Source organism: Cytobacillus sp. OWB-43, from assembly GCF_034651445.1.
GTDB classification, from domain to species: domain Bacteria; phylum Bacillota; class Bacilli; order Bacillales; family Cytobacillaceae; genus Cytobacillus; species Cytobacillus kochii.
The window spans coordinates 95,461-117,209 of the sequence record NZ_JAYEFF010000009.1 but is presented as its reverse complement, the minus strand read 5'-3'; the positions used below and the strand labels follow the sequence as shown (position 1 = coordinate 117,209).

General features: G+C 37.4%; 32 protein-coding genes, 1 tRNA gene and 1 pseudogene. 27 read left to right on the top strand and 7 right to left on the bottom strand.

Going from position 1 to position 21,749, the window contains the following annotated elements:
• The first annotated feature begins 22 nt into the window (after nucleotides 1-22).
• The 6 genes from U9M49_RS21440 (at nucleotide 23) to tsaD (ending at nucleotide 3,631) form a co-directional block, all read left to right on the top strand.
• Nucleotides 23-99, top strand: a tRNA-Asp gene (locus U9M49_RS21440).
• A gap of 405 nt (nucleotides 100-504) precedes the next feature.
• Nucleotides 505-942, top strand: coding sequence for a hypothetical protein (locus tag U9M49_RS21435; RefSeq protein WP_322910583.1), 438 nt, complete (start codon nucleotides 505-507; stop codon nucleotides 940-942).
• A 61-nt stretch (nucleotides 943-1,003) separates the two neighbouring features.
• The gene (gene tsaE, locus U9M49_RS21430) at nucleotides 1,004-1,459 is read left to right on the top strand and encodes a tRNA (adenosine(37)-N6)-threonylcarbamoyltransferase complex ATPase subunit type 1 TsaE (RefSeq protein ID WP_322910582.1); all 456 of its coding nucleotides are present in this window, start codon (nucleotides 1,004-1,006) and stop codon (nucleotides 1,457-1,459) included.
• Nucleotides 1,456-2,163: a tRNA (adenosine(37)-N6)-threonylcarbamoyltransferase complex dimerization subunit type 1 TsaB gene (gene tsaB / locus U9M49_RS21425; RefSeq protein WP_322910581.1), complete on the top strand. Its 708-nt coding sequence runs from the start codon at nucleotides 1,456-1,458 to the stop codon at nucleotides 2,161-2,163. Before tsaE ends, tsaB begins: the two co-directional genes overlap by 4 nt.
• Nucleotides 2,160-2,612, top strand: a complete 453-nt coding sequence (gene rimI, locus U9M49_RS21420) for a ribosomal protein S18-alanine N-acetyltransferase (RefSeq protein ID WP_095370811.1) — start codon at nucleotides 2,160-2,162, stop codon at nucleotides 2,610-2,612. The genes tsaB and rimI overlap by 4 nt, the downstream gene beginning before the upstream one ends.
• Nucleotides 2,609-3,631, top strand: a complete 1,023-nt coding sequence (tsaD, locus tag U9M49_RS21415) for a tRNA (adenosine(37)-N6)-threonylcarbamoyltransferase complex transferase subunit TsaD (RefSeq protein WP_322910580.1) — start codon at nucleotides 2,609-2,611, stop codon at nucleotides 3,629-3,631. The genes rimI and tsaD overlap by 4 nt, the downstream gene beginning before the upstream one ends.
• 286 nt (nucleotides 3,632-3,917) lie before the next feature.
• Here tsaD and U9M49_RS21410 read toward each other — a convergent pair whose 3' ends face one another.
• Nucleotides 3,918-5,843 carry an ABC-F family ATP-binding cassette domain-containing protein gene (locus U9M49_RS21410; RefSeq protein ID WP_322910579.1) on the bottom strand — a complete coding sequence of 642 codons (1,926 nt, stop codon included), beginning with the start codon at nucleotides 5,841-5,843 and terminating at the stop codon, nucleotides 3,918-3,920.
• Nucleotides 5,844-5,986: 143 nt separating this feature from the next.
• On the opposite strand from U9M49_RS21410, the gene moaC reads away from it, so the two are divergent.
• On the top strand, nucleotides 5,987-6,469 hold the full coding sequence (gene moaC / locus U9M49_RS21405) for a cyclic pyranopterin monophosphate synthase MoaC (protein WP_095370808.1): 483 nt from the start codon (nucleotides 5,987-5,989) through the stop codon (nucleotides 6,467-6,469).
• Nucleotides 6,470-6,492: 23 nt separating this feature from the next.
• Nucleotides 6,493-7,131, top strand: coding sequence for a redox-sensing transcriptional repressor Rex (locus U9M49_RS21400; RefSeq protein ID WP_095370807.1), 639 nt, complete (start codon nucleotides 6,493-6,495; stop codon nucleotides 7,129-7,131).
• Nucleotides 7,132-7,160: 29 nt separating this feature from the next.
• Here the strand turns inward: U9M49_RS21400 and U9M49_RS21395 are convergent, their stop codons facing one another.
• Nucleotides 7,161-7,364, bottom strand: coding sequence for a DUF4305 domain-containing protein (locus U9M49_RS21395; RefSeq protein WP_095370806.1), 204 nt, complete (start codon nucleotides 7,362-7,364; stop codon nucleotides 7,161-7,163).
• Between the two features lie 6 nt (nucleotides 7,365-7,370).
• Nucleotides 7,371-8,099 (bottom strand): type II CAAX endopeptidase family protein, encoded by a 729-nt coding sequence (locus U9M49_RS21390; protein WP_322910578.1) that lies wholly within the window; start codon nucleotides 8,097-8,099, stop codon nucleotides 7,371-7,373.
• A 266-nt stretch (nucleotides 8,100-8,365) separates the two neighbouring features.
• Here U9M49_RS21390 and groES point away from each other — a divergent pair, with 266 nt between their 5' ends.
• Nucleotides 8,366-8,650: a co-chaperone GroES gene (gene groES / locus U9M49_RS21385; RefSeq protein WP_095370804.1), complete on the top strand. Its 285-nt coding sequence runs from the start codon at nucleotides 8,366-8,368 to the stop codon at nucleotides 8,648-8,650.
• A 60-nt stretch (nucleotides 8,651-8,710) separates the two neighbouring features.
• Complete coding sequence (gene groL / locus U9M49_RS21380) at nucleotides 8,711-10,339, top strand: chaperonin GroEL (RefSeq protein WP_095370803.1); 1,629 nt, start codon at nucleotides 8,711-8,713, stop codon at nucleotides 10,337-10,339.
• Between the two features lie 74 nt (nucleotides 10,340-10,413).
• Here the strand turns inward: groL and U9M49_RS21375 are convergent, their stop codons facing one another.
• The 4 genes from U9M49_RS21375 to U9M49_RS21360 form a co-directional block, all read right to left on the bottom strand.
• A complete protein-coding gene (locus U9M49_RS21375) occupies nucleotides 10,414-11,571 on the bottom strand; it encodes a tyrosine-type recombinase/integrase (RefSeq protein ID WP_322910577.1) in 1,158 nt (385 codons plus the stop codon).
• A 100-nt stretch (nucleotides 11,572-11,671) separates the two neighbouring features.
• Nucleotides 11,672-12,148, bottom strand: a complete 477-nt coding sequence (locus U9M49_RS21370; RefSeq protein WP_322910576.1) for an ImmA/IrrE family metallo-endopeptidase — start codon at nucleotides 12,146-12,148, stop codon at nucleotides 11,672-11,674.
• A 90-nt stretch (nucleotides 12,149-12,238) separates the two neighbouring features.
• Nucleotides 12,239-12,832 carry a hypothetical protein gene (locus U9M49_RS21365; protein WP_322910575.1) on the bottom strand — a complete coding sequence of 198 codons (594 nt, stop codon included), beginning with the start codon at nucleotides 12,830-12,832 and terminating at the stop codon, nucleotides 12,239-12,241.
• A 19-nt stretch (nucleotides 12,833-12,851) separates the two neighbouring features.
• Nucleotides 12,852-13,205, bottom strand: coding sequence for a helix-turn-helix transcriptional regulator (locus U9M49_RS21360; RefSeq protein ID WP_322910574.1), 354 nt, complete (start codon nucleotides 13,203-13,205; stop codon nucleotides 12,852-12,854).
• 160 nt (nucleotides 13,206-13,365) lie between these two features.
• On the opposite strand from U9M49_RS21360, the gene U9M49_RS21355 reads away from it, so the two are divergent.
• The 17 genes and pseudogenes from U9M49_RS21355 (at nucleotide 13,366) to U9M49_RS21275 (ending at nucleotide 21,498) form a co-directional block, all read left to right on the top strand.
• The gene (locus U9M49_RS21355; protein ID WP_322910573.1) at nucleotides 13,366-13,623 is read left to right on the top strand and encodes a helix-turn-helix transcriptional regulator; all 258 of its coding nucleotides are present in this window, start codon (nucleotides 13,366-13,368) and stop codon (nucleotides 13,621-13,623) included.
• A gap of 40 nt (nucleotides 13,624-13,663) precedes the next feature.
• On the top strand, nucleotides 13,664-14,365 hold the full coding sequence (locus U9M49_RS21350; RefSeq protein ID WP_322910572.1) for an ORF6C domain-containing protein: 702 nt from the start codon (nucleotides 13,664-13,666) through the stop codon (nucleotides 14,363-14,365).
• Nucleotides 14,366-14,671, top strand: coding sequence for a hypothetical protein (locus U9M49_RS21345; RefSeq protein ID WP_322910571.1), 306 nt, complete (start codon nucleotides 14,366-14,368; stop codon nucleotides 14,669-14,671).
• 143 nt (nucleotides 14,672-14,814) lie between these two features.
• The gene (locus U9M49_RS21340; RefSeq protein ID WP_322910570.1) at nucleotides 14,815-15,081 is read left to right on the top strand and encodes a helix-turn-helix transcriptional regulator; all 267 of its coding nucleotides are present in this window, start codon (nucleotides 14,815-14,817) and stop codon (nucleotides 15,079-15,081) included.
• A 390-nt stretch (nucleotides 15,082-15,471) separates the two neighbouring features.
• Nucleotides 15,472-15,675: a YqaI family protein gene (locus tag U9M49_RS21335; RefSeq protein ID WP_322910569.1), complete on the top strand. Its 204-nt coding sequence runs from the start codon at nucleotides 15,472-15,474 to the stop codon at nucleotides 15,673-15,675.
• Between the two features lie 95 nt (nucleotides 15,676-15,770).
• Nucleotides 15,771-16,715 carry a lambda-exonuclease family protein gene (locus U9M49_RS21330; protein ID WP_322910568.1) on the top strand — a complete coding sequence of 315 codons (945 nt, stop codon included), beginning with the start codon at nucleotides 15,771-15,773 and terminating at the stop codon, nucleotides 16,713-16,715.
• Nucleotides 16,715-16,924 carry a hypothetical protein gene (locus U9M49_RS21325; RefSeq protein WP_322910567.1) on the top strand — a complete coding sequence of 70 codons (210 nt, stop codon included), beginning with the start codon at nucleotides 16,715-16,717 and terminating at the stop codon, nucleotides 16,922-16,924. The genes U9M49_RS21330 and U9M49_RS21325 overlap by 1 nt, the downstream gene beginning before the upstream one ends.
• On the top strand, nucleotides 16,924-17,739 hold the full coding sequence (locus U9M49_RS21320) for a recombinase RecT (protein ID WP_322910566.1): 816 nt from the start codon (nucleotides 16,924-16,926) through the stop codon (nucleotides 17,737-17,739). The genes U9M49_RS21325 and U9M49_RS21320 overlap by 1 nt, the downstream gene beginning before the upstream one ends.
• 168 nt (nucleotides 17,740-17,907) lie before the next feature.
• Nucleotides 17,908-18,816, top strand: a complete 909-nt coding sequence (locus U9M49_RS21315) for a DnaD domain protein (protein ID WP_322910565.1) — start codon at nucleotides 17,908-17,910, stop codon at nucleotides 18,814-18,816.
• Between the two features lie 4 nt (nucleotides 18,817-18,820).
• Nucleotides 18,821-19,018, top strand: a complete 198-nt coding sequence (locus tag U9M49_RS21310; RefSeq protein WP_322910564.1) for a hypothetical protein — start codon at nucleotides 18,821-18,823, stop codon at nucleotides 19,016-19,018.
• Nucleotides 19,019-19,255: 237 nt separating this feature from the next.
• The gene (locus U9M49_RS21305; protein ID WP_322910563.1) at nucleotides 19,256-19,489 is read left to right on the top strand and encodes a hypothetical protein; all 234 of its coding nucleotides are present in this window, start codon (nucleotides 19,256-19,258) and stop codon (nucleotides 19,487-19,489) included.
• On the top strand, nucleotides 19,479-19,721 hold the full coding sequence (locus tag U9M49_RS21300) for a hypothetical protein (RefSeq protein ID WP_322910562.1): 243 nt from the start codon (nucleotides 19,479-19,481) through the stop codon (nucleotides 19,719-19,721). Before U9M49_RS21305 ends, U9M49_RS21300 begins: the two co-directional genes overlap by 11 nt.
• 90 nt (nucleotides 19,722-19,811) lie before the next feature.
• On the top strand, nucleotides 19,812-20,024 hold the full coding sequence (locus tag U9M49_RS21295) for a hypothetical protein (protein ID WP_322910561.1): 213 nt from the start codon (nucleotides 19,812-19,814) through the stop codon (nucleotides 20,022-20,024).
• Nucleotides 20,024-20,512, top strand: a complete 489-nt coding sequence (locus U9M49_RS21290) for a dUTP diphosphatase (RefSeq protein WP_322910560.1) — start codon at nucleotides 20,024-20,026, stop codon at nucleotides 20,510-20,512. Before U9M49_RS21295 ends, U9M49_RS21290 begins: the two co-directional genes overlap by 1 nt.
• A pseudogene (locus tag U9M49_RS21285) lies at nucleotides 20,512-20,883 on the top strand (DUF1064 domain-containing protein); the annotation flags it as partial. The gene U9M49_RS21290 and the pseudogene U9M49_RS21285, both read left to right, overlap by 1 nt.
• A 5-nt stretch (nucleotides 20,884-20,888) precedes the next feature.
• Entirely contained in the window at nucleotides 20,889-21,071 is a 183-nt protein-coding gene (locus U9M49_RS21280; protein WP_322910559.1) for a hypothetical protein, read from the top strand.
• A 37-nt stretch (nucleotides 21,072-21,108) separates the two neighbouring features.
• Complete coding sequence (locus U9M49_RS21275; RefSeq protein WP_322910558.1) at nucleotides 21,109-21,498, top strand: YopX family protein; 390 nt, start codon at nucleotides 21,109-21,111, stop codon at nucleotides 21,496-21,498.
• The last annotated feature ends 251 nt before the right edge of the window (nucleotides 21,499-21,749 follow it).

Here is a 21,749-nt window from a genome sequence, read left to right as displayed (position 1 = left end):
TCAAATCCTGCCCCCGCAATCTGGTCCGGTAGTTCAGTTGGTTAGAATGCCTGCCTGTCACGCAGGAGGTCGCGGGTTCGAGTCCCGTCCGGACCGCCAGTTTAATTTTATATGTGAAACGTATCGAAACAGGGAACTTGTTTCGTTTTTTTTGTGTAGAAAACTTAGGTTCTATAGGTTCAAGTAGAATTGATTTGTGCCTCGTAAAAAAGTACATCATGACTAATTTGTAAGTCCTTGATAGAGATATAACGCATTATTATTTACAAAAATCCTTACGTTTAATCTATCCCAATAGCTGTAATGATCAGTTTATCCATCATATTGTATATTACTAGAGAAACTATCACTTTAGCTCGCCATTAGGCGGGTTTTCTTTTTGTCAAAAAACAAATGCAAATTAGGATGCGTAAACCAAAAATATGTTAAGTAATTTCTAAAAACAACTATTTTTAGTTGCCTCTACGGAAATAACCGTTAAATAGTAGATACAGGCAAAAGATAGTGTTGAAAAGTTTTAGGCGGGAACGGAAGAAACGCGCAAAAGAAAAAGAAAGAGAGCAAGGAATTGCGTGCAAAAGGAAGAAACGCGCAAAAGAAAAAGAAAGAGAGCAAGGAATTGCGCGCAAAAGGAAGAAACGCGAAAGAGAAAGAGAAAGAGAGCCGGGAATTGCGCGCAAAAGGAAGATACGCGCAAAAGAAAAAGAAAAAGAGCAAGGAATTGCGCGTAAAAGGAAGATACGCGCAAAAGAAAAAGAAAGAGAGCCGGGAATTGCGCGTAAAAGGAAGATACGCGCAAAAGAAAGAGAAAAAGAGCCGGGAATTGCGTGCAAAAGGAAGATACGCGCAAGACAAAGAGAAAAAGAGCAAGGAATTGCGCGCAAAAGGTTACTGTCCCGACAAAACAAAGTGTTCTTTGATGTCTATGAAAAAATCATGTAAACTACATGTATATGTGTCATTATTATTGTAAATAAATGAAAGACCAAATGTAGGTGATAAAATGGATCAATTCCAGTGGAATACAAAAAATACGGAAGAAACAATGGCATTTGCAAAGAGGCTAGGAGAAAAAGCAGCTGCAGGTGATGTCATTTTATTAGAAGGTGATTTAGGGGCAGGTAAAACAACATTTACGAAAGGGCTTGCGTTAGGCCTTGGTATTGAACGAAATGTGAATAGCCCTACATTCACTATTATAAAGGAATATAATGGTCGTCTACCTTTGTACCATATGGATGTTTACCGGGTGGAGGATGGCGATGAAGATCTTGGGTTTGATGAGTATTTTCATGGGCAAGGTGTGACCGTCGTGGAATGGGCTCATCTAATAGAAGATCAACTGCCAGAAGAAAGGTTAAAAATTGTAATCCATTATACCGGAAATGAAGAACGAAGAATAGCGCTACATCCAAAAGGAAAACGCTATGTGAAGCTGTGTGAGGAGTTAGTAAAATGAAAATATTAGCTATAGACACGTCAAATTATACACTAGGGATCGCTCTAGTAGATGACGACAAAATTATAGGGGAATATATCACGAATATCAAAAAGAATCACTCAGTTCGTGTAATGCCCGCGATAGAAATGCTTTTAAAGGATTGCGATACGTTGCCACAAGATATAGAAAAGATTGTTGTCGCAGAAGGACCCGGTTCATATACGGGGGTAAGAATTGGTGTAACCATAGCTAAAACATTAGCTTGGACGTTGAATATACCTCTTTCAGGCGTATCGAGTCTAGCTGTTTTGGCAGCAAGTGCAGGTAGTTATTTTAACGGTGTCATTTCACCGTTATTTGATGCGAGAAGAGGTCAGATTTATACTGGTTTATATCAATTTCAAGAGAGTCGGTTATTAGATCTAGCATCGGATCATCTAACGTTGACCGTTAATTGGACGCAACGTTTATTAAATAGAGAAGAACCGGTTTTATTTGTCGGTAATGATTTATCCATACACAAGGAACAAATTAAAGCAGACTTAGGGGATCGGGCATATTTTGCACGTTTAACTGAACAAAATCCTCGTCCTTCTGAATTGGCCATTTTAGGTAGAGATAAGGAAGCTGTTGATATCCACAATTTTGTCCCTAATTATATCCGTCTTGCTGAGGCAGAGGCAAAATGGATTGAAGCTTCGAAAGGGAGCAAGCTCCAATGACCAGTAAATTAACGTTTCGGTTAATGAACGAAGATGATATTGATGAAGTATTAAAAGTAGAACAGGCATCTTTTTCTTCACCTTGGAGTAGAGAGGCCTTTTATAATGAAATGACATTGAACCAATTCTCGGTCTACGTTGTATTAGAAGACGGAGAAGAATTGATAGGATACGGTGGGGCATGGGTGGTTACAGACGAGGCCCATGTAACAAATGTAGCGATACTACCCAGATATAGAGGGAAGAAACTTGGCGAGGCGTTAATGGTCCAGCTGATGGATGTTGTAAAAGAAATGGGTGCCCTTAAAATGACCCTAGAAGTAAGGGTGAGTAACATGATAGCAAGACGGTTGTATAGCAAGCTAGGTTTTCAAGAAGGCGGAATTAGAAAAAATTATTATTCGGATAATCATGAAGATGCTTTAGTAATGTGGGTGAATATAAAATGAAAAAAGATCAATATATATTAGGGATAGAAACAAGCTGTGATGAAACAGCAGTAGCCATCATTAAAAATGGTAGAGAGATCATCGCTAATGTTGTCGCTTCTCAAATTGAAAGTCATAAAAGGTTTGGCGGGGTTGTACCAGAAATCGCTTCAAGGCATCATGTAGAACAAATGACCATTGTGTTAGAAGAAGCGTTAAATAAAGCGAGTATGACGATGAACGATATCGATGCAATTGCTGTGACAGAAGGTCCAGGGTTAGTGGGTGCCTTACTTGTCGGTGTAAATGCAGCGAAGGCGATTGCCTTTGCTCATCAAAAGCCACTTATTGGGGTGCACCATATAGCAGGGCATATTTATGCCAATCGCTTAATTAAAGAAATGACTTTCCCGGCGCTTGCATTAGTCGTTTCCGGGGGCCATACAGAGCTCGTTTATATGAAAGCACATGGTGATTTTGAAGTTATTGGCGAAACACGTGATGATGCTGCTGGAGAAGCATATGATAAAGTAGCGCGAGTTCTAAATATGCCATATCCAGGTGGGCCACATATTGATCGCCTTGCCCATGAAGGAGAAGCGACAATTAAGCTTCCTCGTGCGTGGCTAGAAGAAGGCTCCTTTGATTTTAGTTTCAGTGGATTGAAGTCTGCCGTTATCAACACAGTGCATAATGCTGAACAACGTGGAGAGACCATCTTACCAGAGGATTTAGCAGCGAGCTTTCAAGAAAGCGTCATTGAGGTATTAGTGACCAAGACCTTAAAAGCAGTAGAGGCATATGATGTGAAACAACTACTATTAGCAGGTGGCGTTGCAGCAAATAAAGGACTTCGTGAAGCATTAACAGAGACCTTTAAGAATAAGGAAGAGATAGACTTAGTCATTCCGCCATTACATTTATGCACAGATAATGCAGCGATGATTGCTGCAGTAGGGGCAATTATGTTCGAAAAAGGGATGTTCTCAGATATGAGTATGAATGCAAACCCAGGGTTAGATATACAGTTTCAACAATAATAATGAAGACTAGTGAATCATGATCATCTATTCACTAGTCTTTTTATTTTTAGTGATGACACAAAGTTATTCACAATATCAAGTATAGTATGGGTGGCATATCATATTGTGGATAATATTAAAATTTTCAGAGTTTTTGTTGATAAGTATCATAAAAATTGTGGATAATGTGGAAAAGTGTTGTTTCACCTATTGTTAATCCGTTTGTGCTGTGAATAAAAATGTGGACAATTTACTTGTAGAAAGAAAAGCTGGGGATAATTAAATTATCCCCAGCTACGTTTAATTACATTAAATCTCCCAATTCGCTCCATTCTTCAAGTAACTGCTCGAGTTGTGCTTTTATAGCCTCATTTTTAGTTGTAATCTCGAGGACTTTCTCGTGGTCCTGGAAGATTTCAGGGTCACAGAGTTGTTCATCGTAAGTTTCAATTTGCGCTTCTAACTCTTCGATTAACTGTTCAATTTCTGTCAGCCTTCTTTTTCGTTGTCTTTCTAGTTTCTTCGCTTCTTTATCTTGTTGATAACTTTGCTTTTCTGGTTTAGTGATACTTTCTTGTGGCAGGTCTGCTGATTCAAAAAGCTCTATTTCTTCAATTTCCGCCTTTTTATCCACATAGTAATCATAATCCCCTAAAAATTCCGTTGCTCCACTTGTTGATAACTCAATCACCTTTGTTGCGATCCTATTAATAAAATAGCGGTCATGAGAGACAAAGAGGAGCGTACCTGGAAAATCAATAAGTGCATTTTCAAGAATTTCTTTACTATCAAGGTCTAAATGGTTAGTCGGCTCATCTAGTATGAGGACATTTGCTCTTTGCAACATCAACTTAGCTAGTGCTAATCGTGCTTTTTCTCCACCACTCAATGTAGAGACAATTTTCAAGACATCATCTCCAGAGAAGAGGAAGTTACCTAACACGGTACGGACATCTTTTTCAGGCATGAGGGGGTAATCATCCCAGAGCTCGTTTAATACGGTTTTATTTGAACTCAAATCAGCTTGCTGTTGGTCGTAATAGCCAATGCGGATATTTGAGCCATATTGAAACGTGCCACCTAAAGCAGGTAGCTTGTCTACAAGGGTCTTCAATAAAGTCGACTTTCCAATACCATTGGGACCTACTAAAGCAATGGAATCGCCTCGAGACATGCGAAATGAAATGTGATCACTGATCTTTTCTTCTTGATAGCCAATTGCTAAAGAGTCAGCGGTTAGCACATCATTGCCTGATTGACGATCAATTTGAAAGCCGAATGTCGCTGATTTCTCATCCCCTTGGGGGCGATCCATTCGCTCCATCTTCTCAAGCTGCTTGCGCCGGCTTTGTGCACGCTTTGTTGTCGAAGCACGGGCAAGGTTGCGTTGAACAAAGTCTTCTAGTTTCGCAATTTCTTCTTGTTGTTTTTCATACATTTTCAAGTCACGTTCATAATTCGCTGCTTTTTGGTCAAGATATTTGCTGTAGTTACCAACGTATTTTTTAATATGGTTACGTGATAGTTCATATACCTGGTTGACGACTTTATCTAAGAAATAGCGGTCATGTGAGACAATTAAAATAGCACCATCATAACCACTAAGATACTGCTCTAGCCATGACAATGTTTCAATATCTAAATGGTTGGTCGGCTCATCTAAAATCAGTAAATCAGGTTTGGTTAACAATAATTTCGCAAGTGCAAGTCGCGTCCTTTGCCCCCCGCTTAATGCAGAAATTTTTGTATCATAGCTAAACGATTGAAAATTAAGGCCATGTAGTACAGAACGAATGTCTGCCTCGTATTGATAGCCACCTTGTTCTTTAAAGTTGACTTGCATTTGATCATAGGTTTTTAAAATTTTATCGTAAGCTTCACCGTTTTCGATGAGTGTTGCATCGCCCATCTGTGTTTCTAGTAAGCGCAGTTCCTTCTCTTGTTTGCGCAAATAATCAAACACGGTAAGCATTTCGTCCCAAATAGATAGCTCAGATTCTAGTCCTGTATTTTGTGCAAGATAACCGATTTTGGTTTCTTTCGATTGAATAATTTCACCGGAATCATAGGACATATGTCCAGCAATAATTTTTAAAAGAGTTGATTTTCCCGCACCATTACGTCCAACTAATGCAATGCGGTCTCTCGTTTGTACTTCAAGCTTTATATTCATTAATATAGGATCAGCCACAAAACTTTTCGAAAGCTGATTAACCTGTAATAATATCATTATATTTCACCTCTGTTATAGTGATAGTGTACCTTAATCAGGTGAGGTTCGGCAATAAAGTCACTATTTGGATAGAATATATAAAAAACTACATTACACAGATGAATCAAAATAGTGTATCATTTTCATGTGAGGTGTTATGAATGGCTGAATTTACACATTTTAATGAAGAAGGCAGAGCGAAGATGGTGGATGTGAGTGAAAAACCACAAACTGCCCGTACAGCAATTGCTCATAGTAGTATTGAGCTAAATCAAGAAATCTATCAGAAGATTACTGATGGCACAATGAAAAAGGGAGATGTGCTGGCTGTTGCTCAAGTGGCAGGTATTATGGCTGCGAAAAAGACATCTGATATCATCCCGATGTGTCATCCACTTGCCTTAACCGGTATTGATATATCTTTCAATTGGGAAGAGGTAGAGGATCAGTATGTGTTACATATTGATTGTACAGTGAAAACTAATGGGCATACCGGAGTAGAAATGGAAGCGTTGACAGCTGCTACAGCTACCGCTTTAACGGTATATGATATGTGCAAAGCAGTAGATAAAGGCATGGTAATAGGACCAACATATTTAGTAGAGAAAACCGGTGGTAAAAACGGTGATTTTAGAAGGGCTTAAGTAAATGGAATGGAGTGGAGCCTATGTCCAATGAATCAACGAAAATCCCTCAAGCAACGGCTAAGCGATTGCCTTTGTATTATCGTTTTTTGAAAAATTTACACGCATCAGGAAAGCAGCGAGTTTCTTCAGCAGAATTAAGTGAAGCGGTGAAAGTAGATTCTGCAACAATTCGACGAGATTTCTCCTATTTCGGTGCTTTAGGGAAAAAAGGTTACGGATATAACGTAAATTACTTATTAGGATTTTTCCGTAAGACACTCGATCAAGATGAAGTGACAAAGGTAGCGTTAATTGGTGTAGGGAATCTAGGTACAGCGTTTTTAAATTATAATTTTTTAAAAAATAATAATACAAAGATTGAAGTGGCATTTGATGTTTCAGAAAGTAGGGTTGGCACGTCTGTAGGCGAGGTACCTGTTCGTCATTTAGATGACCTAGAAAAGTTGATTGATGAGCACCATATTCAAGTTGTCATTTTGACTGTACCGTCTCATGCGGCACAACCAATTACGGATCGAATCGTTAAAAGTCATGTAAAGGGAATCTTGAACTTTACGCCAGCGCGGTTAACGGTTCCTTCCCATATTCGCATCCATCATATTGATTTGGCGGTCGAATTGCAATCATTAGTATACTTCTTAAAACACTATCCATCATAAAAAAGGAGCTGACCCGCATGGAGTCAGCTCTATTTTTTATCCTCTTTCTTTTTCATACGATAATGCATAGCGATTAATTTAATCCCGCCACCAATATCAAAAGTGGCAAAAATCAAAATGAAGATCGTTAAAAATCCCCAACCTCCACCGTTTTGAAGGTTAATAATTGCAAAATAAATAAATACAAATCCAAAAAGAAGGGAGATAATCCCTGTGAACAAAGGTGTTCTCATCTAACATCATCCTAATCTGCTAAAAATCATTTGTACCATTTCTAAGTCTGTCATATATTTTTCTAGCTTATCCATATTCAATTGAATCACAACGACAAAGGTATTCATCGCTACATGAGCAATGATCGGTACGAGAATACGATTGGTTTTTACATATAAAAACGCGAACGTAAAGCCCATCGCTGCATAAAGAAGTAAGTGCTCAATTTCCCCATGGGCGAGAGAGAAAATTAATGAACTAATCAGTGCTGATAAAAAGAAGTTCAATCGTTTATGCAAGGAACCAAAAATGATTTTCCTGAAAATGATCTCTTCTAAAATCGGCCCAATAATGGAAACAACAATAATCACAAGAGCAGACGTTTCAATTAATGACATAATTTGCTGCGTATTATCTGACCCCATATCAATGCCGAGCATTAATTCAATATTCGCTGCAACGGTTTGAGCAATAAATGCTAGCGGAATACCTGCAATCGCCCACCCGATAGAAGTCGATAATGGTGCTTGATTCCTCATTGACATCTCTTTGCTTTCTTTCCGTAAAAACCACAAAGTTAAGAGAAGGGTAATTGTAAAACTAATGACAATCCAGAGTGGCGGTGCAATTTTTGCAACCTCATCAAAGCTGTATCCTAACATATTACCTAGAAAAAGAATGGCAGGAACGCCAACGATGGCTGATAATTGCATGGCTATATAAATCATAATGATAAACCAATACTCTTTTTTCAATGGCTAGTCTCCTATTCTTAAAGAAGTTACACTAATATTTATTTTACCTGTTAAACACTATTAGTTTCAAATAGTACATCCTTATGAAGTGCATAAAACAAATAGAAGTTGTATAGAATGGAGAGGTTCGCATTTTTTTTTGCAAAATTGCAAGGTTCTTACTTGCAAAAAAGAGTAGTTTTGATTAATATAATAATTGTGTTAGCACTCAAGACTAACGAGTGCTAATAAAATAATTTTTGAATGAATTGAGGAGGTTGTTTCACTTGTTGAAGCCACTAGGTGATCGAATTATTATCGAGCTTGTTGAAACGGAAGAAAAAACTGCAAGCGGTATCGTACTACCAGATAGCGCGAAAGAAAAGCCTCAAGAAGGTAAAGTCGTAGCAGTAGGTACTGGACGTGTACTAGAAAATGGTGAACGTGTAGCATTAGAAGTTGCAGAAGGCGACCTTATTATCTTCTCAAAATATGCAGGAACAGAAGTGAAATACGAAGGTACAGAATACTTAATTTTACGTGAAAACGACATTCTTGCTGTGATCGGTTAATAAAAAAACAGCTATATACTTATTATAAAGATTTTTAACTATTAGAGGAGGTACTTAATAATGGCTAAAGATATTAAATTTAGTGAAGACGCTCGCCGCGCGATGCTTCGTGGTGTGGATACACTTGCAGATGCAGTAAAAGTAACTCTTGGACCTAAAGGACGTAACGTGGTTCTTGAGAAGAAATTCGGTTCTCCATTAATTACAAATGATGGTGTAACAATTGCTAAAGAAATCGAACTAGAAGATGCATTTGAAAACATGGGTGCGAAACTAGTTGCTGAAGTAGCAAGTAAAACAAACGACGTAGCTGGTGACGGTACAACAACTGCAACGGTTCTAGCGCAAGCAATGATCCGCGAAGGTTTGAAAAACGTAACAGCTGGTGCAAACCCAATGGGTATCCGTAAAGGGATCGAAAAAGCGGTTGCTACAGCAGTTGAAGAGCTACAAGCGATCTCTAAACCAATCGAAGGCAAAGAGTCTATTGCGCAAGTAGCATCCATCTCTGCTGCTGACGAAGAAGTTGGACAATTAATCGCTGAAGCTATGGAACGTGTAGGTAACGACGGTGTTATCACAATCGAAGAATCTAAAGGATTCACAACAGAAATGGATATCGTTGAAGGTATGCAATTCGACCGTGGATACAGCTCAGCTTACATGGTAACAGATACAGATAAAATGGAAGCAGTATTAGATGATCCTTACATCTTAATCACTGACAAAAAAATCGCAAGCATTCAAGAAGTATTACCAGTACTTGAGCAAGTAGTACAACAAGGTAAACCATTACTTCTTATCGCTGAAGATGTAGAAGGCGAAGCATTATCTACATTAGTAGTGAACAAATTACGTGGAACATTCAATGCAGTAGCTGTTAAAGCGCCTGGATTCGGTGACCGTCGTAAAGCAATGCTTGAAGATATCGCTATCCTAACTGGCGGTGAAGTAATCACTGAAGAGCTAGGTCGTGACCTTAAATCTGCTACAATCGACTCTCTAGGACGCGCTTCTAAAGTCGTTGTAACAAAAGAAAACACAACAATCGTTGAAGGTGCTGGTGCAAGCGACCAAATCGCAGGCCGCGTAAACCAAATCCGTAAACAAATGGACGAAACAACTTCTGAATTCGACCGTGAAAAATTACAAGAACGCCTTGCTAAACTAGCTGGTGGCGTAGCAGTCGTAAAAGTTGGAGCGGCTACAGAAACAGAACTTAAAGAACGTAAACTACGCATTGAAGATGCCCTAAACTCTACACGCGCAGCTGTAGAAGAAGGTATGGTATCTGGTGGTGGTGTTGCCCTTCTTAACGTATACAACAAAGTTGCTGCATTAGAAGAAGAAGGCGATGTTCAAACAGGTATCAACATCGTTCTACGTGCAATGGAAGAGCCAGTACGCACAATCGCTCACAACGCAGGTTTAGAAGGATCTATCATCGTAGATCGCCTAAAACGCGAAGAAGTAGGCACTGGCTTCAACGCTGCAACAGGCGAATGGGTAAACATGATCGACGCTGGTATCGTTGACCCTGCCAAAGTAACACGTTCAGCTCTACAAAACGCTGGTTCAGTTGCTGCCATGTTCCTAACAACAGAAGCAGTCGTAGCTGACAAACCAGAAGAAAACGCACCTGCAATGCCTGACATGGGCGGTATGGGTGGAATGGGCGGCATGATGTAATTTAGCCCTCCAATCCTTGATATACCAAGTGTTTGAAAGGCGTAGATTCATTTTTGACCACATTTTGACCACATTTAGTCAAAATGAAGCACATTTTTCATGAGACTTCCGAATTTTTCGGAGTCTCTTTTTTGTATTTCTTCAGTTGTATGAAGGTAAACATTTTTAGTTGTTTTATCATCTGAATGACCTAACCGATTCATGATACGCTCAATCGATACGCCCGCTTCAGCAAGTAGTGATGTATGGGTGTGTCTTAATGAATGAGGGGAGAGTGATTCATTTAATTTTGCTAAGTTTAGTAATCGTTTCATACGCTGTTCAATAATTTTAGGGTAAATTGGATATCCAGGATAAGCATTGGTGTTAACAAACAAGTAATCTTGATCAAAATATTCTTTTTGATATTCTTTCTTTAATTGTTCATTTACCCCAACTTGTCCTTTAAGGACCTGAACAACCATATCATCTAAATCAATTTTACGGATAGAACTTTCAGTTTTAGGAGTAACGATTTCAAATTGCTTAATATTATTTTTTGGGTTGTAATAGGTTTTTGTTATACTTAAAAGAGAAACTCCTCCTTTTGTTTGTAGGTCAGTGGATTTTAAAGCACATAATTCTCCAACTCTAAGGCCGGTGTACGCTAAGGTTAAAAATATAGGGTAATCTAAATGTAAACCATGTATGTATGCTGTTTTTAGAAATTTAGCAAGTTCTTCCTTCTCCATATACTTCGGGAGGTCATTTTTGTTTTCTAAGTCCTCAACAGTCATTTTCTTTTTAACTACATATGCGTACTCAGTTGGATCCTTTTTAATAACTTCCAGTTGAATTGCCTTCTTAAAGATCATTCTTCCTGTTCGATGAATCCCATCAATTGTTTGATGAGCGAAAATCTTTTCTAAATTGTGTAATGCTTCTTGATACATATTCCAAGTTATATCAACTAAACGTATATTTTCGAAATATTTGTTCAGGTTGTTTATTTCATGTTTTCTAATTCGAATGGTTCCAGGCTTTACACCTCGCTCCTTCTCATATAATTCTAGCCATTTAATAGCAAACTCACTAAAGGTTATTGGATTATTATTAAACCCTTTACCCAAGTCGATTTCATTCGCTAATTGTCTTGCGGCTAATTCAGCTTCTCCCTTACTATTAAAACCTCTTCTAGTTGTTTCTTTTTTCTTACCAGTTTGAGGGTCGTGGACTGTTCTCATTTTAAACATCCACTTTTCCCCACTTTTGGTCTTGTATTTGTGGAAACTAGCCATTTTTTATCACCTTTTCGATAAATATTCTGATATTTGAATGGAGATCACATTTTGATTATTTTACGACCACAGCTATTCTCTTTCTATGAACATAGTAATTGGACTGAAAATATATTTTATTTTTAAAAATTTCAAATCTCCGTAGTGCAAAATCAAAATCTACATTAAATTGATTCATAATTTCATAAGCTGTTACATCTTTTATTTCTTCCAACATAAAGGTTGGCACGCAAAAGTGGTAAGCGAAGTGATTTGCCTGAAATTCTTGCAAATCCCTAAATAAAGGATTCATATTCAATTGATTTCCAGAATGTCTTAAATAATGTGTAACCTCGTGTCCAAATGACATCCATTCTCCTTGTTTTGTGCTTCTCGCTAATACTATTTCATTATTAAATCTAAATGATCTCTTTCTATAGACAATTTTAATTCCCAACTTTTTAGCGATATTATCCATATCTAAATCTTCGGGTTTTTTGATCCCGATAGATGTGTATAGTTCATAAATGAATTCTTCAAGGTGTGAATACAAATAATGACCCCCATCATTATGCGAATATATGTTCCTTTTTTGAGTAAAATATAGGGTGTACAATTCAATGTACACCTTCTATTAGTGATTTTAATCAACACTCGGCATTAGCGCTTCAATTCTTTTATATTTATTAATTATATCGCTGCTTAAAGTTGCTCTATTTTCATTGAAAGACTGCAGAGAGCCGTCAGGATTTATTGCCATACCTATATATTCCTCAGTAAAAGTAAACATATCTAAGACTTCATCATAAACTTTTTTGTAATCCTCTGGAGGATCATTTAAATCTTTAATTGCATCTTTTATCTCAGTACTAGCATTTTCTAATTCTTCTAATTTCCCAGTTTCTGAGTAGTAAGAATTCAGTGAATAAATGTTTGTTGAGAAATCGTTAGGGATGTTACCAATAGTATTAATTTCAAAGTGCTCATTGATAACATCTTGTTCAAGGCCAGTAACAGTTGCCATTTCCCCAACCGGAATTGCACCCTTACTCTCTATACTATAGCTCCAAACAGCAGAATATTTATTTAGCATTTCTTCTACTTCAGAAGCATTTTCTAACATTTTATCAGTAACATTTTGCAGATTTGTTCTATATTCTATAGTCTTTTTACTATTACACCCTACCAAAGCAAACAAACAGAAAAATAAAAACAATATTAATAATCCCTTTTTCAAAAAATCTCCCCATTGCCATTTATTTATTTTTTTGGCTCACCTTAAATTTTATATATTCATAAACTTCCTTCATATCTTCAGCGTTTAATGATTCCATATCCTTAAACATCAAGTCGACATCAGGGAATTCTTTAACGATTTTATTCTTGTAGTGTTCTAGCTCGTTACTTTCTGTTTCATGACCAAGGAGAAAATCTGTGGTTACGTCAAAAAACTCAGCAAAGGATTTTATCGTTTCAGGATCTGGTTTTCTATCCCCTGATTCATATCTAGAAAGTTGTACATTAGAAATTCCTAATGCATCAGCTACTCTTTTTTGTGAATAATTATTTTTATTTCTTAAATATTTTATACGACTACCTAATATATTCATCGTCTTCTTCCTTCTATTGTTTTATAGCATTATTCTACCATTTACCAAAATGGTAAAAAATAATTTTGCCAAAAAGGTAAAAATATAATTGACATTTCCAAAATGGTAATATAGAATACAATCAAAGTTACCAAATTGGCAAATACGGAGGTGACATATAGTGGAAAAGGTAATTAAAAAAGTTGATTTAGAAAAGATTAAATCATTAAGAAAAAAAGCAAACCTTTCTTTAAACGAAATGGCTAAATTACTGGGATATGAAAGTATAAATGGCTATTATTATTTAGAAACTGGAAGGGGGAAATTTCCAGCTGAAACTTTAGCGAAAGTAGCTAGTATTTTCAATGAAAATGTAGATAATCTTTTTTTTGAAGTTAAAATTACCGAAATGGCAAAAGAATCAAAACAAGCAATTTAATTGGAACAAAACCAAATTACTATTACAAGGAGGCAATGTAATGACAAGTTTACAAATTTTTAAAAACAATTTATTTGAAGTAGCTGCAAAAATCGAAAACGATCAGATTTTATTCGATGTCGAACAAGTCGCTAAGTCGTTAGGTTTTACCCAAAGAAAAGGACAAAAAGAGTACATTCGATGGGAAACAGTCAATCGTTATTTAGAAAAATATGTTTCCCAACAAGTTGGGAAAGGCGATTTAATCCCAGAACCACTTGTCTATAAGTTAGCTTTCAAAGCATCAAACGAACTAGCAGAAAAATTCCAAGATTGGTTAGCGATCGAAGTAATACCTCAAATCAGAAAAACTGGAAAATATGAAGCGCCCGCAAGCGAACTACAAGTTCTACAACAAACAGTTAACCAGTTAGTAAAAATGGATGGTAGAGTATCTTATCTTGAAGATCATATGAGAATTGACGGCGTGCAAGAAAAGAAACTGCAATCCAAAGGGAAATCAGTTGCTATTGAGTCCCTAGGTGGTATAAAAACAGTTGCTTACAAAGAAATCAGTCGTAAAGTTTTCACCGCCATCTGGAGAGACTTCAAAAATCACTTTGAAATTCCTAGATATAACGAGTTACCGAGAAAACAATTTAGCGAGGCCATGAAATTTCTAGCTATGTGGCAACCATCCACATCATTAAGGATTGAAATCCAAGAATTAAATAACCAAATGTCCATTCAAGAGGTGATCTAAGTGCAAAATGCCGTTGTTGAAGAGCTTGAAGCTCAATTGTTTGAAGAAAAATTGAAAGCTATTTGTCAACGAGCTTATGAGCAAGGTCTCGAAGATGCTCGATCCGTTAAATCTTTACCATCAATGATGAAAAAAGACGACTTAGCAGAGTATTTCCAGGTTTCAAAACCAACAGTGGAAAACATCATCCGTATGGATGGTTTCCCGAAGTCTACAATTGTGAATTCGAGATACCCAAGGGATCTAGTGATTGAATGGGCCAATAAAAACGTCGTTCGAGTTAATTTTTTAAAAGGCATCCGGTGAAGCTGCCAGGCAAAAACCGGATGTGTTCCTTCATAAATATATTTTATTCGAAAACTAGAAATCTAGCAGTACATAAATCGGAACATGACAACTAGAAAACCGAACGAATTGTTCTAATTTGGAACAGAGAAGGAGGATAGGAGATGCATTACGGTTCTTTTCTTAAGAAATTAAGGGTTATCAAAGGCTATTCGCAAGAGGAAATGGCTGAACAAATGCTTATGCCGCGAACGACAATATCGAAAGTAGAAAATAACAAGATGGAATTAAAATTATCTGATGCAGTTAGATGGGGGCAAGTGACGAATGCACCTGAAGCATTAGCAGCTATGGTATGTGGAGTAGATATCGCTTCGTTAACACAAATATTAACCATGTTAGTAGGAGGTTTTAGTAGATGGATATGGTGATTCTAACAATCATGTTTACATTTATCGCATTTTTCTTAGGAGTTATGTTTGGAGATTTTAATAGTAAAAACAAAAATGAGCAGTGAACGGCCAGGCTCACTACTCAACGACTCATATGAAATAACCAACTTAATTATACCATTCATACGGTGAGGAAACAAGAACTTTTGTTCCCACCGTGCAGGGTCAAAGTATATCTACCTACCCCATCCCCTTACTTTGATTCTGCACGGTGCGAATAAAGCGCCAAGATCTTTGACAATCGAACAGAAAGGAGCGAGCCATTTGAGTAAGAAAATCACGCTTGATGCATTGATTAAAAGACTCCAAGAGGATGGCGTGAAAATTGACTGGTGTGTCAAATTCACAAATCTGAAGGAGGGTTGATTGATGGAGCATCCTGAGGTTACACAGTTACGACGGACAGGCTATCCCAACATGATTGCACAGCCAGAACATGCCGGTATTGACTATTTTGGAAAAGAGATTCTCGAAGGTGATGAAATCGTTGAATATGACGGTGAGATTATCTTGGAGGGTAACCTTCAACGTTACTTATGCGAGGTACTTGGCTTTGAGTTCAAAAGTGCATAAAAAAAGACTCCTGCGAGCAACAGGAGCCGATGATTAAACAATATTTAAAGTTATTTTAGCACAAAGCTTTGATAACGGTAAAGGGAGGATATCAAATGGCAGTTAGCAATGCAATATCAACAAAAAATATGAGTCGTTTTGAGTGGTTACAAGAACGTTCCAAAGGAATTGGCGGTAGTGATGCAAGTATTATTCTTGGACTAAACAAATACAAAACAGCTTTTGAGCTGTGGTTAGAAAAAACAGGTCAAGTCGAACTGACTGAAATTAGTAGCGAAGCAGCATACTGGGGCAATGAAATGGAGGAAGTGGTTGCTAAAGAGTTTGAGAAGAGAACTGAGAAAAAGGTTCGCCGCCGCAACTGTATGTTTTCTCATCCTGATTATCACTTTATTAAGGCCAACATTGACCGCGAAGTTATGAAAGAGTCTGCCTTGCTAGAATGCAAGACTGCTAGTGCGTATTTAAAAGCTGAATGGGAGGGAGAAGAAATCCCTGCTGCGTATCTCGTACAAGTGCAGCATTATCTAGCTGTAACTGGTAAAGAGAAAGCATATATCGCAGTTCTAATTGGTGGAAATCACTTTACTTGGAAAGAGATCCAGCGAGACGATGAGTTAATTCAGATGATTATTGATGCAGAGGTTAATTTTTGGGAGAAACATGTACTTGGCTTTGTTCCGCCAGAATTAGATGGTTCAAGTGCAGCTGAACAATACCTCAAAGAGAAATACAACAAAGCAGAAGAAGGGAAAGAAATTGTTCTACCTTCTAATTATAAAGAAATGCTTCTCAGTTATGAGCAAATTAAGAACGATGAAAAGCTCATACAAACAGCCAAAAAAGATATTGAGAACAAAATCAAAGCCGAGTTGAAAGATGCAGAGGTGGGACTTGTAGACACTCATATTATTACTTGGAAAAATGTCGTCTCTAATCGAGTAGATACAAAGGCATTAAAAGAAAAATTCCCTGACATCTACAAAGAAGTAATCAAACCATCTACATCCCGCCGTTTCGGCATTAAGGAGTTGAAATAATGAGTTCCATATTAAGAGAAACTGATATCGCAAAGTTAGTAGAGTCATTTTTAGATGATAACGAAGACGATTTATCACCTAATATGTTTAATGCACTTGAGGAGGTTGCTGAAGAAATTGACTCTCAAGTTACTGACCTATTGGATCAAATTGATGAGTTAGAAGTTAGGGTCAAGGAATTAGAAGAAGAGTTGGAGGAGATTGAATAATGGCAACAAACGCAGCATTAAAAAACCAAATTGCTAGCAAGCAGGATGCAGCCCCTCAAAGGGTTGCTCCTCAAGCACTAGGACTTAAAGGGTTATTAAATGCCCCAACAATGAAAAAGAAATTCGAGGATGTGCTTGATAAAAAGGCTCCTCAGTTTATGTCATCACTTTTGAACCTCTATAACGGAGATTCTTACCTACAAAAAACCGATCCGATGACAGTAGTTACCTCTGCGATGGTTGCCGCAACTTTAGATTTACCGGTTGATAAAAACCTAGGATATGCCTGGATAGTTCCATACAGTGGAAAAGCTCAATTTCAACTTGGTTATAAGGGTTATATTCAGTTAGCCCTCCGTACAGGTCAATATAAAGGAATTAACGTCATCGAGGTAAGAGAAGGAGAGTTAGTTAAGTGGAATCGTCTAACCGAAGAATTGGAGCTTAATCTCGATGGTGCCACAAGTGACAAAGTTATTGGTTATTGCGGTTATTTCAAGTTGATCAATGGGTTTGAGAAAACCGTCTACTGGACTAGGGGAGAAATTGAAGCCCATAAAAAGAAATTCTCTAAAAGTGATTTTGGATGGAAAAAGGACTTTGATGCGATGGCTAAAAAAACCGTTTTAAGAAACATGCTTTCTAAATGGGGTATCTTGTCCGTTGAAATGCAGACAGCCGTTTCAAAAGATGAACAAGTACCAGAAATGAAGGATATCACCGAAGAAGTAGATCAACCAGATATTATCGATGCTGTACCGTCAGAAGAGAAACCTAGTGCAGATATAGAAATTGAGTTTGATGTAAATGAATAACCAAACAAACGTAGTCCTGCCTGCTTGGATTTTCGAGCAGGCACAGGACAAAGAACAGTTGAAAATGCTTGTACTAAATTATATGCAGAAGTACCCGGATTATACCGTAAAACGAATAACTAAGCGGTTTGCGGTTTGTGAGATTAATAGGTAATAGGAGGAAAATAAATGAAAGGTGCATTCCAGACAAGCAGAGGGATTTTTGAAAACCCTATTTGGAACGATATACCTAAATTTAGAATCTTCTTCTATATATACGGAAATGCAGTTTTTTCTAAAGAAGGAACAACGGTTGCTGGAATGCATCTGAAGAGAGGTCAATTCTTAAGGTCGTATCGAAATCTCAGGGATGATCTTGCGTATGTAGAAAATAGAAGTGTTAAACAATACTCACTGTCAGTCATAAAAAGGAAGGTTGATTCGTTAGTTAAAGAAAATCGATTGAAAATCGAAGAGACCGAACTTGGAACACTATTTACAGTAATTAATTACGAGCAATACCAAGGCTTTGAGCATTATAAAAACAGTAACTTGGAACGCAGTGAGAACGCACTTGGAACAGGGATGGAACGCAGTGAGAACAATAATAAGAATGTTAATAAAGATAATAATGTTAAAGAAAAAACTACTACTACAACAGCGCCAGAAAATCCGGTCCAATTGTTCGAGTATCTTCTTTGCAGATTATCACCAATTCAGATGAACTCTCTTTATCAGTGGGTTGATGATTTTAAAGGTAATCAAGAAATAGTAAATGCAGCTATTAAATTAGCTGACAACAAAAACAAACGTAACTTTAACTTTGTGGAGTTTCTCCTTAAAGAATGGCATAGCAACAACCTAATGGATATCGATAGAGTACGAGCTTATGAACGAGAGAAATTTAACAACTCTAAAGTAAAGCCTTTTGCTCGCAAAGGCAAAGGCGTTATACGTACAGAAATGCTGCCAGATTGGTTTGAGGAAGATGCGCAACAATCTAAACCGAAGCCTAGCGATCAACCAGCAGTCAATGATGGTGAACAAATGAGCGAATTTGAGCGCTTGATGGAGTTACGAAAAAATTCGGGGAGTTAAAGGAATGGCGAAAATGCAGGCTTTTAAAAACAAAGATTTGATGCGTAAAGGTTACATCGAAGAACTTAACGCAATGAATATTACGACTAGTCGTGAAGGAGTGCCATTGGAGCAACTTGATTACGAAGCCCTTAGATACGAAAAAACAATAGCTTCATTCAGAGAAATAGATTCAGAGACAAGCAGTAACGCTTGGTTCTAAGGAGGAATATGAAATGACCATTCAAAATGTAAAACCAGTTTTAAATTGTCCGCGATGTAAGACAAAAGGATATCTACTCGCTCCATCAGGCAAATTGGTGTTAATGGAATGTGATGACACAAAGTGCGGCCAACAATGGCATACCTTCGCTAAGATTTGCCCGGAATGCAAAAAGCCTAATGGATACTTTGTCGAAGGACCATGTAGAAAATGCTATGCAGAGAAGTACATGTCGTCATGAAGAAACGTAACCCCGTTATTCAGAAAGCTTATGAACAAGGCAGAACTGAGGGCTTTGCGTTAGGTGAGGATATGGGCGAATTAAAAGGCATTGCTAAGACAACATCATTTTTCCGCGAAAAATTTCTTGAGTTAGAAAAAACGCCAGGTATAGGACCGAAAACCTTGGATCGGATTCGCAAGGCAATCGGTGAGAAGTATTTTGAAGCAGGTGAGCGTAATGGTTCTTAAAAACGCAACAAAACAAAGACAAAAGAGAATCATTGTTTTAGAGGATTTGGATTTTTTATGGGATGAGTTGGAGCTAGAAGAAGTCGCTCGTCAGTGGAAAGTTGGAAAAGACGTTAGGTTGATTGCTAGTAGTTTTAATAGAGATCCAGACGAAGTGTTATTAGCTCTCATCCATTTAGCAAAAGAGGATATGGTCTTCAAAAGAAATGGGGGACTTACCCTTGGATTTTAGAAAAGCGACTCTAGGGCAGCTATATTACATATCATGACACACAGAATTAGCCCTAGAAGCTCTTAATGAGATTAATAGGAGGGTTAACCTATGCAAGATATAATCATTCGTCGTGCAAGGAAATATGAAGCTGAAAAGGCTATTCAGGACCATGTGAAAAGAGGATGCGAAATCATTTTTCCTCTAACTGAGTTCTCAAAGCAAGGTAAGACATTTGATTGTGATAGCTACAATCGTCATGTATTTGCTGGACATAATTATTCGTCAGTTTGGATGGCTAAATTAAGAAGGGTGGAAGGTTAATGCTAGATTTAATCGCAATGTACGAGGCACAGAAGGTATTTAGAAACAGGATTGATTATAAAGGTGATGATCGTTTTGGAGAACTTACTCTGGCTCTTCAAGTGGAGCTAGGGGAATGTGCGAATGAACTTCCGAAAGTATTCAAGTTTTGGGCACACAAAGAGAACAACCTACAAGACGCATTAATCGAATATGCTGATGGACTTCATTTCATTCTGGATATCGGTCACGAAATATTCTTTGAAGACTTTGTCATGATCTACTTGTTGTCTGGAGCAGATAAGAAGCGACCATTAGCAACCCAGTTCAGATACATCTTCGCTCTCGTATCTAAGTTGGATAAGACGAAGAGTTCAATTACCTTTATCGAACTACTCTCCGAATATATCGGTCTTGGTGAAATGATTGGCTTCTCCTTTGAACAAATCGAAGAAGCATTCTATGTGAAAGATGTCATTAACCACGAGAGGCAAAGTGAGGGTTATTAATGGGGGCAAGAAAATACAACAAGTACGGCAACCACAAACAAGTTGTCGATGGACATAAGTTTGATAGCAAAGCAGAAGCAATGTATTACGGCCAATTAAAATGGTTGCTGCAAGCTAAACAGATAAAAGGGTTTAAGTTGCAACCGAGATACCTTCTTCAAGAGGGTTTTAAAAAGAACGGAAGGACTTACAGAAAGATTGAATATGTTGCGGATTTTGAAGTAGAAAAATTAGGCGGGACAATCGAGATCATTGATATAAAAGGAACAGTAACCAAAGAATTTTCAATAAAAAGAAAACTGTTCGAGCGTCAATACATGGATTCTATTAAATTACTAAAATATGACCGAGATAGGGGATTCGTGGAGGTAAGTTAATGACTAGAAGAATCGTAGAAACGAATGCAGTTAGTCTTGATCGAGAAAAGCTCCAGGTTGTTGTCATCTACGAGGAAGGCATATCGAAGCAGCAGATTAGAAATGAAAATCCATATAGCAAACGGCATGGGGTTATTTTCCCCAGTGCCGGGGCTTATGAGGTGAAAGGCTTAGATTACTGATTTTGTATTATGTTCACTAAAATTTGGAGGGATGACCGTGCGTGAGATAAAGTTTCGTGCTTGGGATAAATCAAGAAAAGAAATGGAATACATCAATAATATGTATTGGTTTGAAGAAAATGGTGTTGATGATATCAACAACAATGTGTTTTTGGATTTCATGCAATACACAGGCTTAAAAGACAAGAACGGCAAGGAGATATATGAGGGGGATGAAGTCGAATTTAATGATTTCGATTCATTGCGTACTGGCGGACATACAGAGGATAACATTTTACAGGGAGAAGTAAGTTTCTCATGTGGAGCATGGATAGTTATAACTGAAAGAGGACATTACGATTTATATAATGCATTGGTAAATGACGAAGAGTTTGAAATCATCGGCAACATTTACGAAAATCCAGAGTTAATCAATCAAGAAAAATAAAAAGAAGAGCCCAGGCAGTGGCTCTTCGAAGAAATGATAAAAAAAGAGAAATCCATCGTATCCATTATATACTATGTGAATTTCGGTTTAATGATTGGGTGTTTTAATCACCTTTTGAATTAATTAAGAAAAAACAGTTAGAGGTTTACAAGAAATCCAAAAATAAACATTATAAAAATAATATTTACGTACATGGTTGCTATGACTACGCCATAATGAATTTTTTTAAAAAAGAATAGTGAAAACGGAGC

Excerpts from the sequence above, each read along its gene's own strand:
- U9M49_RS21290 (WP_322910560.1), top strand. The coding sequence starts at position 20,024 with ATGCTAGATTTAATCGCAATGTACGAGGCACAGAAGGTATTTAGAAAC.
- U9M49_RS21410 (WP_322910579.1), bottom strand. The coding sequence starts at position 5,843 with ATGATATTATTACAGGTTAATCAGCTTTCGAAAAGTTTTGTGGCTGAT.
- U9M49_RS21360 (WP_322910574.1), bottom strand. The coding sequence starts at position 13,205 with ATGAATATATTAGGTAGTCGTATAAAATATTTAAGAAATAAAAATAAT.
- U9M49_RS21375 (WP_322910577.1), bottom strand. The coding sequence starts at position 11,571 with ATGTTTAAAATGAGAACAGTCCACGACCCTCAAACTGGTAAGAAAAAA.
- U9M49_RS21325 (WP_322910567.1), top strand. The coding sequence starts at position 16,715 with ATGAGTTCCATATTAAGAGAAACTGATATCGCAAAGTTAGTAGAGTCA.
- tsaE (WP_322910582.1), top strand. The coding sequence starts at position 1,004 with ATGGATCAATTCCAGTGGAATACAAAAAATACGGAAGAAACAATGGCA.
- tsaD (WP_322910580.1), top strand. The coding sequence starts at position 2,609 with ATGAAAAAAGATCAATATATATTAGGGATAGAAACAAGCTGTGATGAA.
- groL (WP_095370803.1), top strand. The coding sequence starts at position 8,711 with ATGGCTAAAGATATTAAATTTAGTGAAGACGCTCGCCGCGCGATGCTT.
- U9M49_RS21310 (WP_322910564.1), top strand. The coding sequence starts at position 18,821 with ATGGCGAAAATGCAGGCTTTTAAAAACAAAGATTTGATGCGTAAAGGT.
- U9M49_RS21395 (WP_095370806.1), bottom strand. The coding sequence starts at position 7,364 with ATGAGAACACCTTTGTTCACAGGGATTATCTCCCTTCTTTTTGGATTT.
- U9M49_RS21320 (WP_322910566.1), top strand. The coding sequence starts at position 16,924 with ATGGCAACAAACGCAGCATTAAAAAACCAAATTGCTAGCAAGCAGGAT.
- rimI (WP_095370811.1), top strand. The coding sequence starts at position 2,160 with ATGACCAGTAAATTAACGTTTCGGTTAATGAACGAAGATGATATTGAT.
- moaC (WP_095370808.1), top strand. The coding sequence starts at position 5,987 with ATGGCTGAATTTACACATTTTAATGAAGAAGGCAGAGCGAAGATGGTG.
- U9M49_RS21280 (WP_322910559.1), top strand. The coding sequence starts at position 20,889 with ATGACTAGAAGAATCGTAGAAACGAATGCAGTTAGTCTTGATCGAGAA.
- U9M49_RS21315 (WP_322910565.1), top strand. The coding sequence starts at position 17,908 with ATGAAAGGTGCATTCCAGACAAGCAGAGGGATTTTTGAAAACCCTATT.
- U9M49_RS21330 (WP_322910568.1), top strand. The coding sequence starts at position 15,771 with ATGGCAGTTAGCAATGCAATATCAACAAAAAATATGAGTCGTTTTGAG.
- U9M49_RS21300 (WP_322910562.1), top strand. The coding sequence starts at position 19,479 with ATGGTTCTTAAAAACGCAACAAAACAAAGACAAAAGAGAATCATTGTT.
- U9M49_RS21340 (WP_322910570.1), top strand. The coding sequence starts at position 14,815 with ATGCATTACGGTTCTTTTCTTAAGAAATTAAGGGTTATCAAAGGCTAT.
- U9M49_RS21295 (WP_322910561.1), top strand. The coding sequence starts at position 19,812 with ATGCAAGATATAATCATTCGTCGTGCAAGGAAATATGAAGCTGAAAAG.
- tsaB (WP_322910581.1), top strand. The coding sequence starts at position 1,456 with ATGAAAATATTAGCTATAGACACGTCAAATTATACACTAGGGATCGCT.
- U9M49_RS21400 (WP_095370807.1), top strand. The coding sequence starts at position 6,493 with ATGTCCAATGAATCAACGAAAATCCCTCAAGCAACGGCTAAGCGATTG.
- U9M49_RS21335 (WP_322910569.1), top strand. The coding sequence starts at position 15,472 with ATGGAGCATCCTGAGGTTACACAGTTACGACGGACAGGCTATCCCAAC.
- U9M49_RS21350 (WP_322910572.1), top strand. The coding sequence starts at position 13,664 with ATGACAAGTTTACAAATTTTTAAAAACAATTTATTTGAAGTAGCTGCA.
- U9M49_RS21305 (WP_322910563.1), top strand. The coding sequence starts at position 19,256 with ATGAAGAAACGTAACCCCGTTATTCAGAAAGCTTATGAACAAGGCAGA.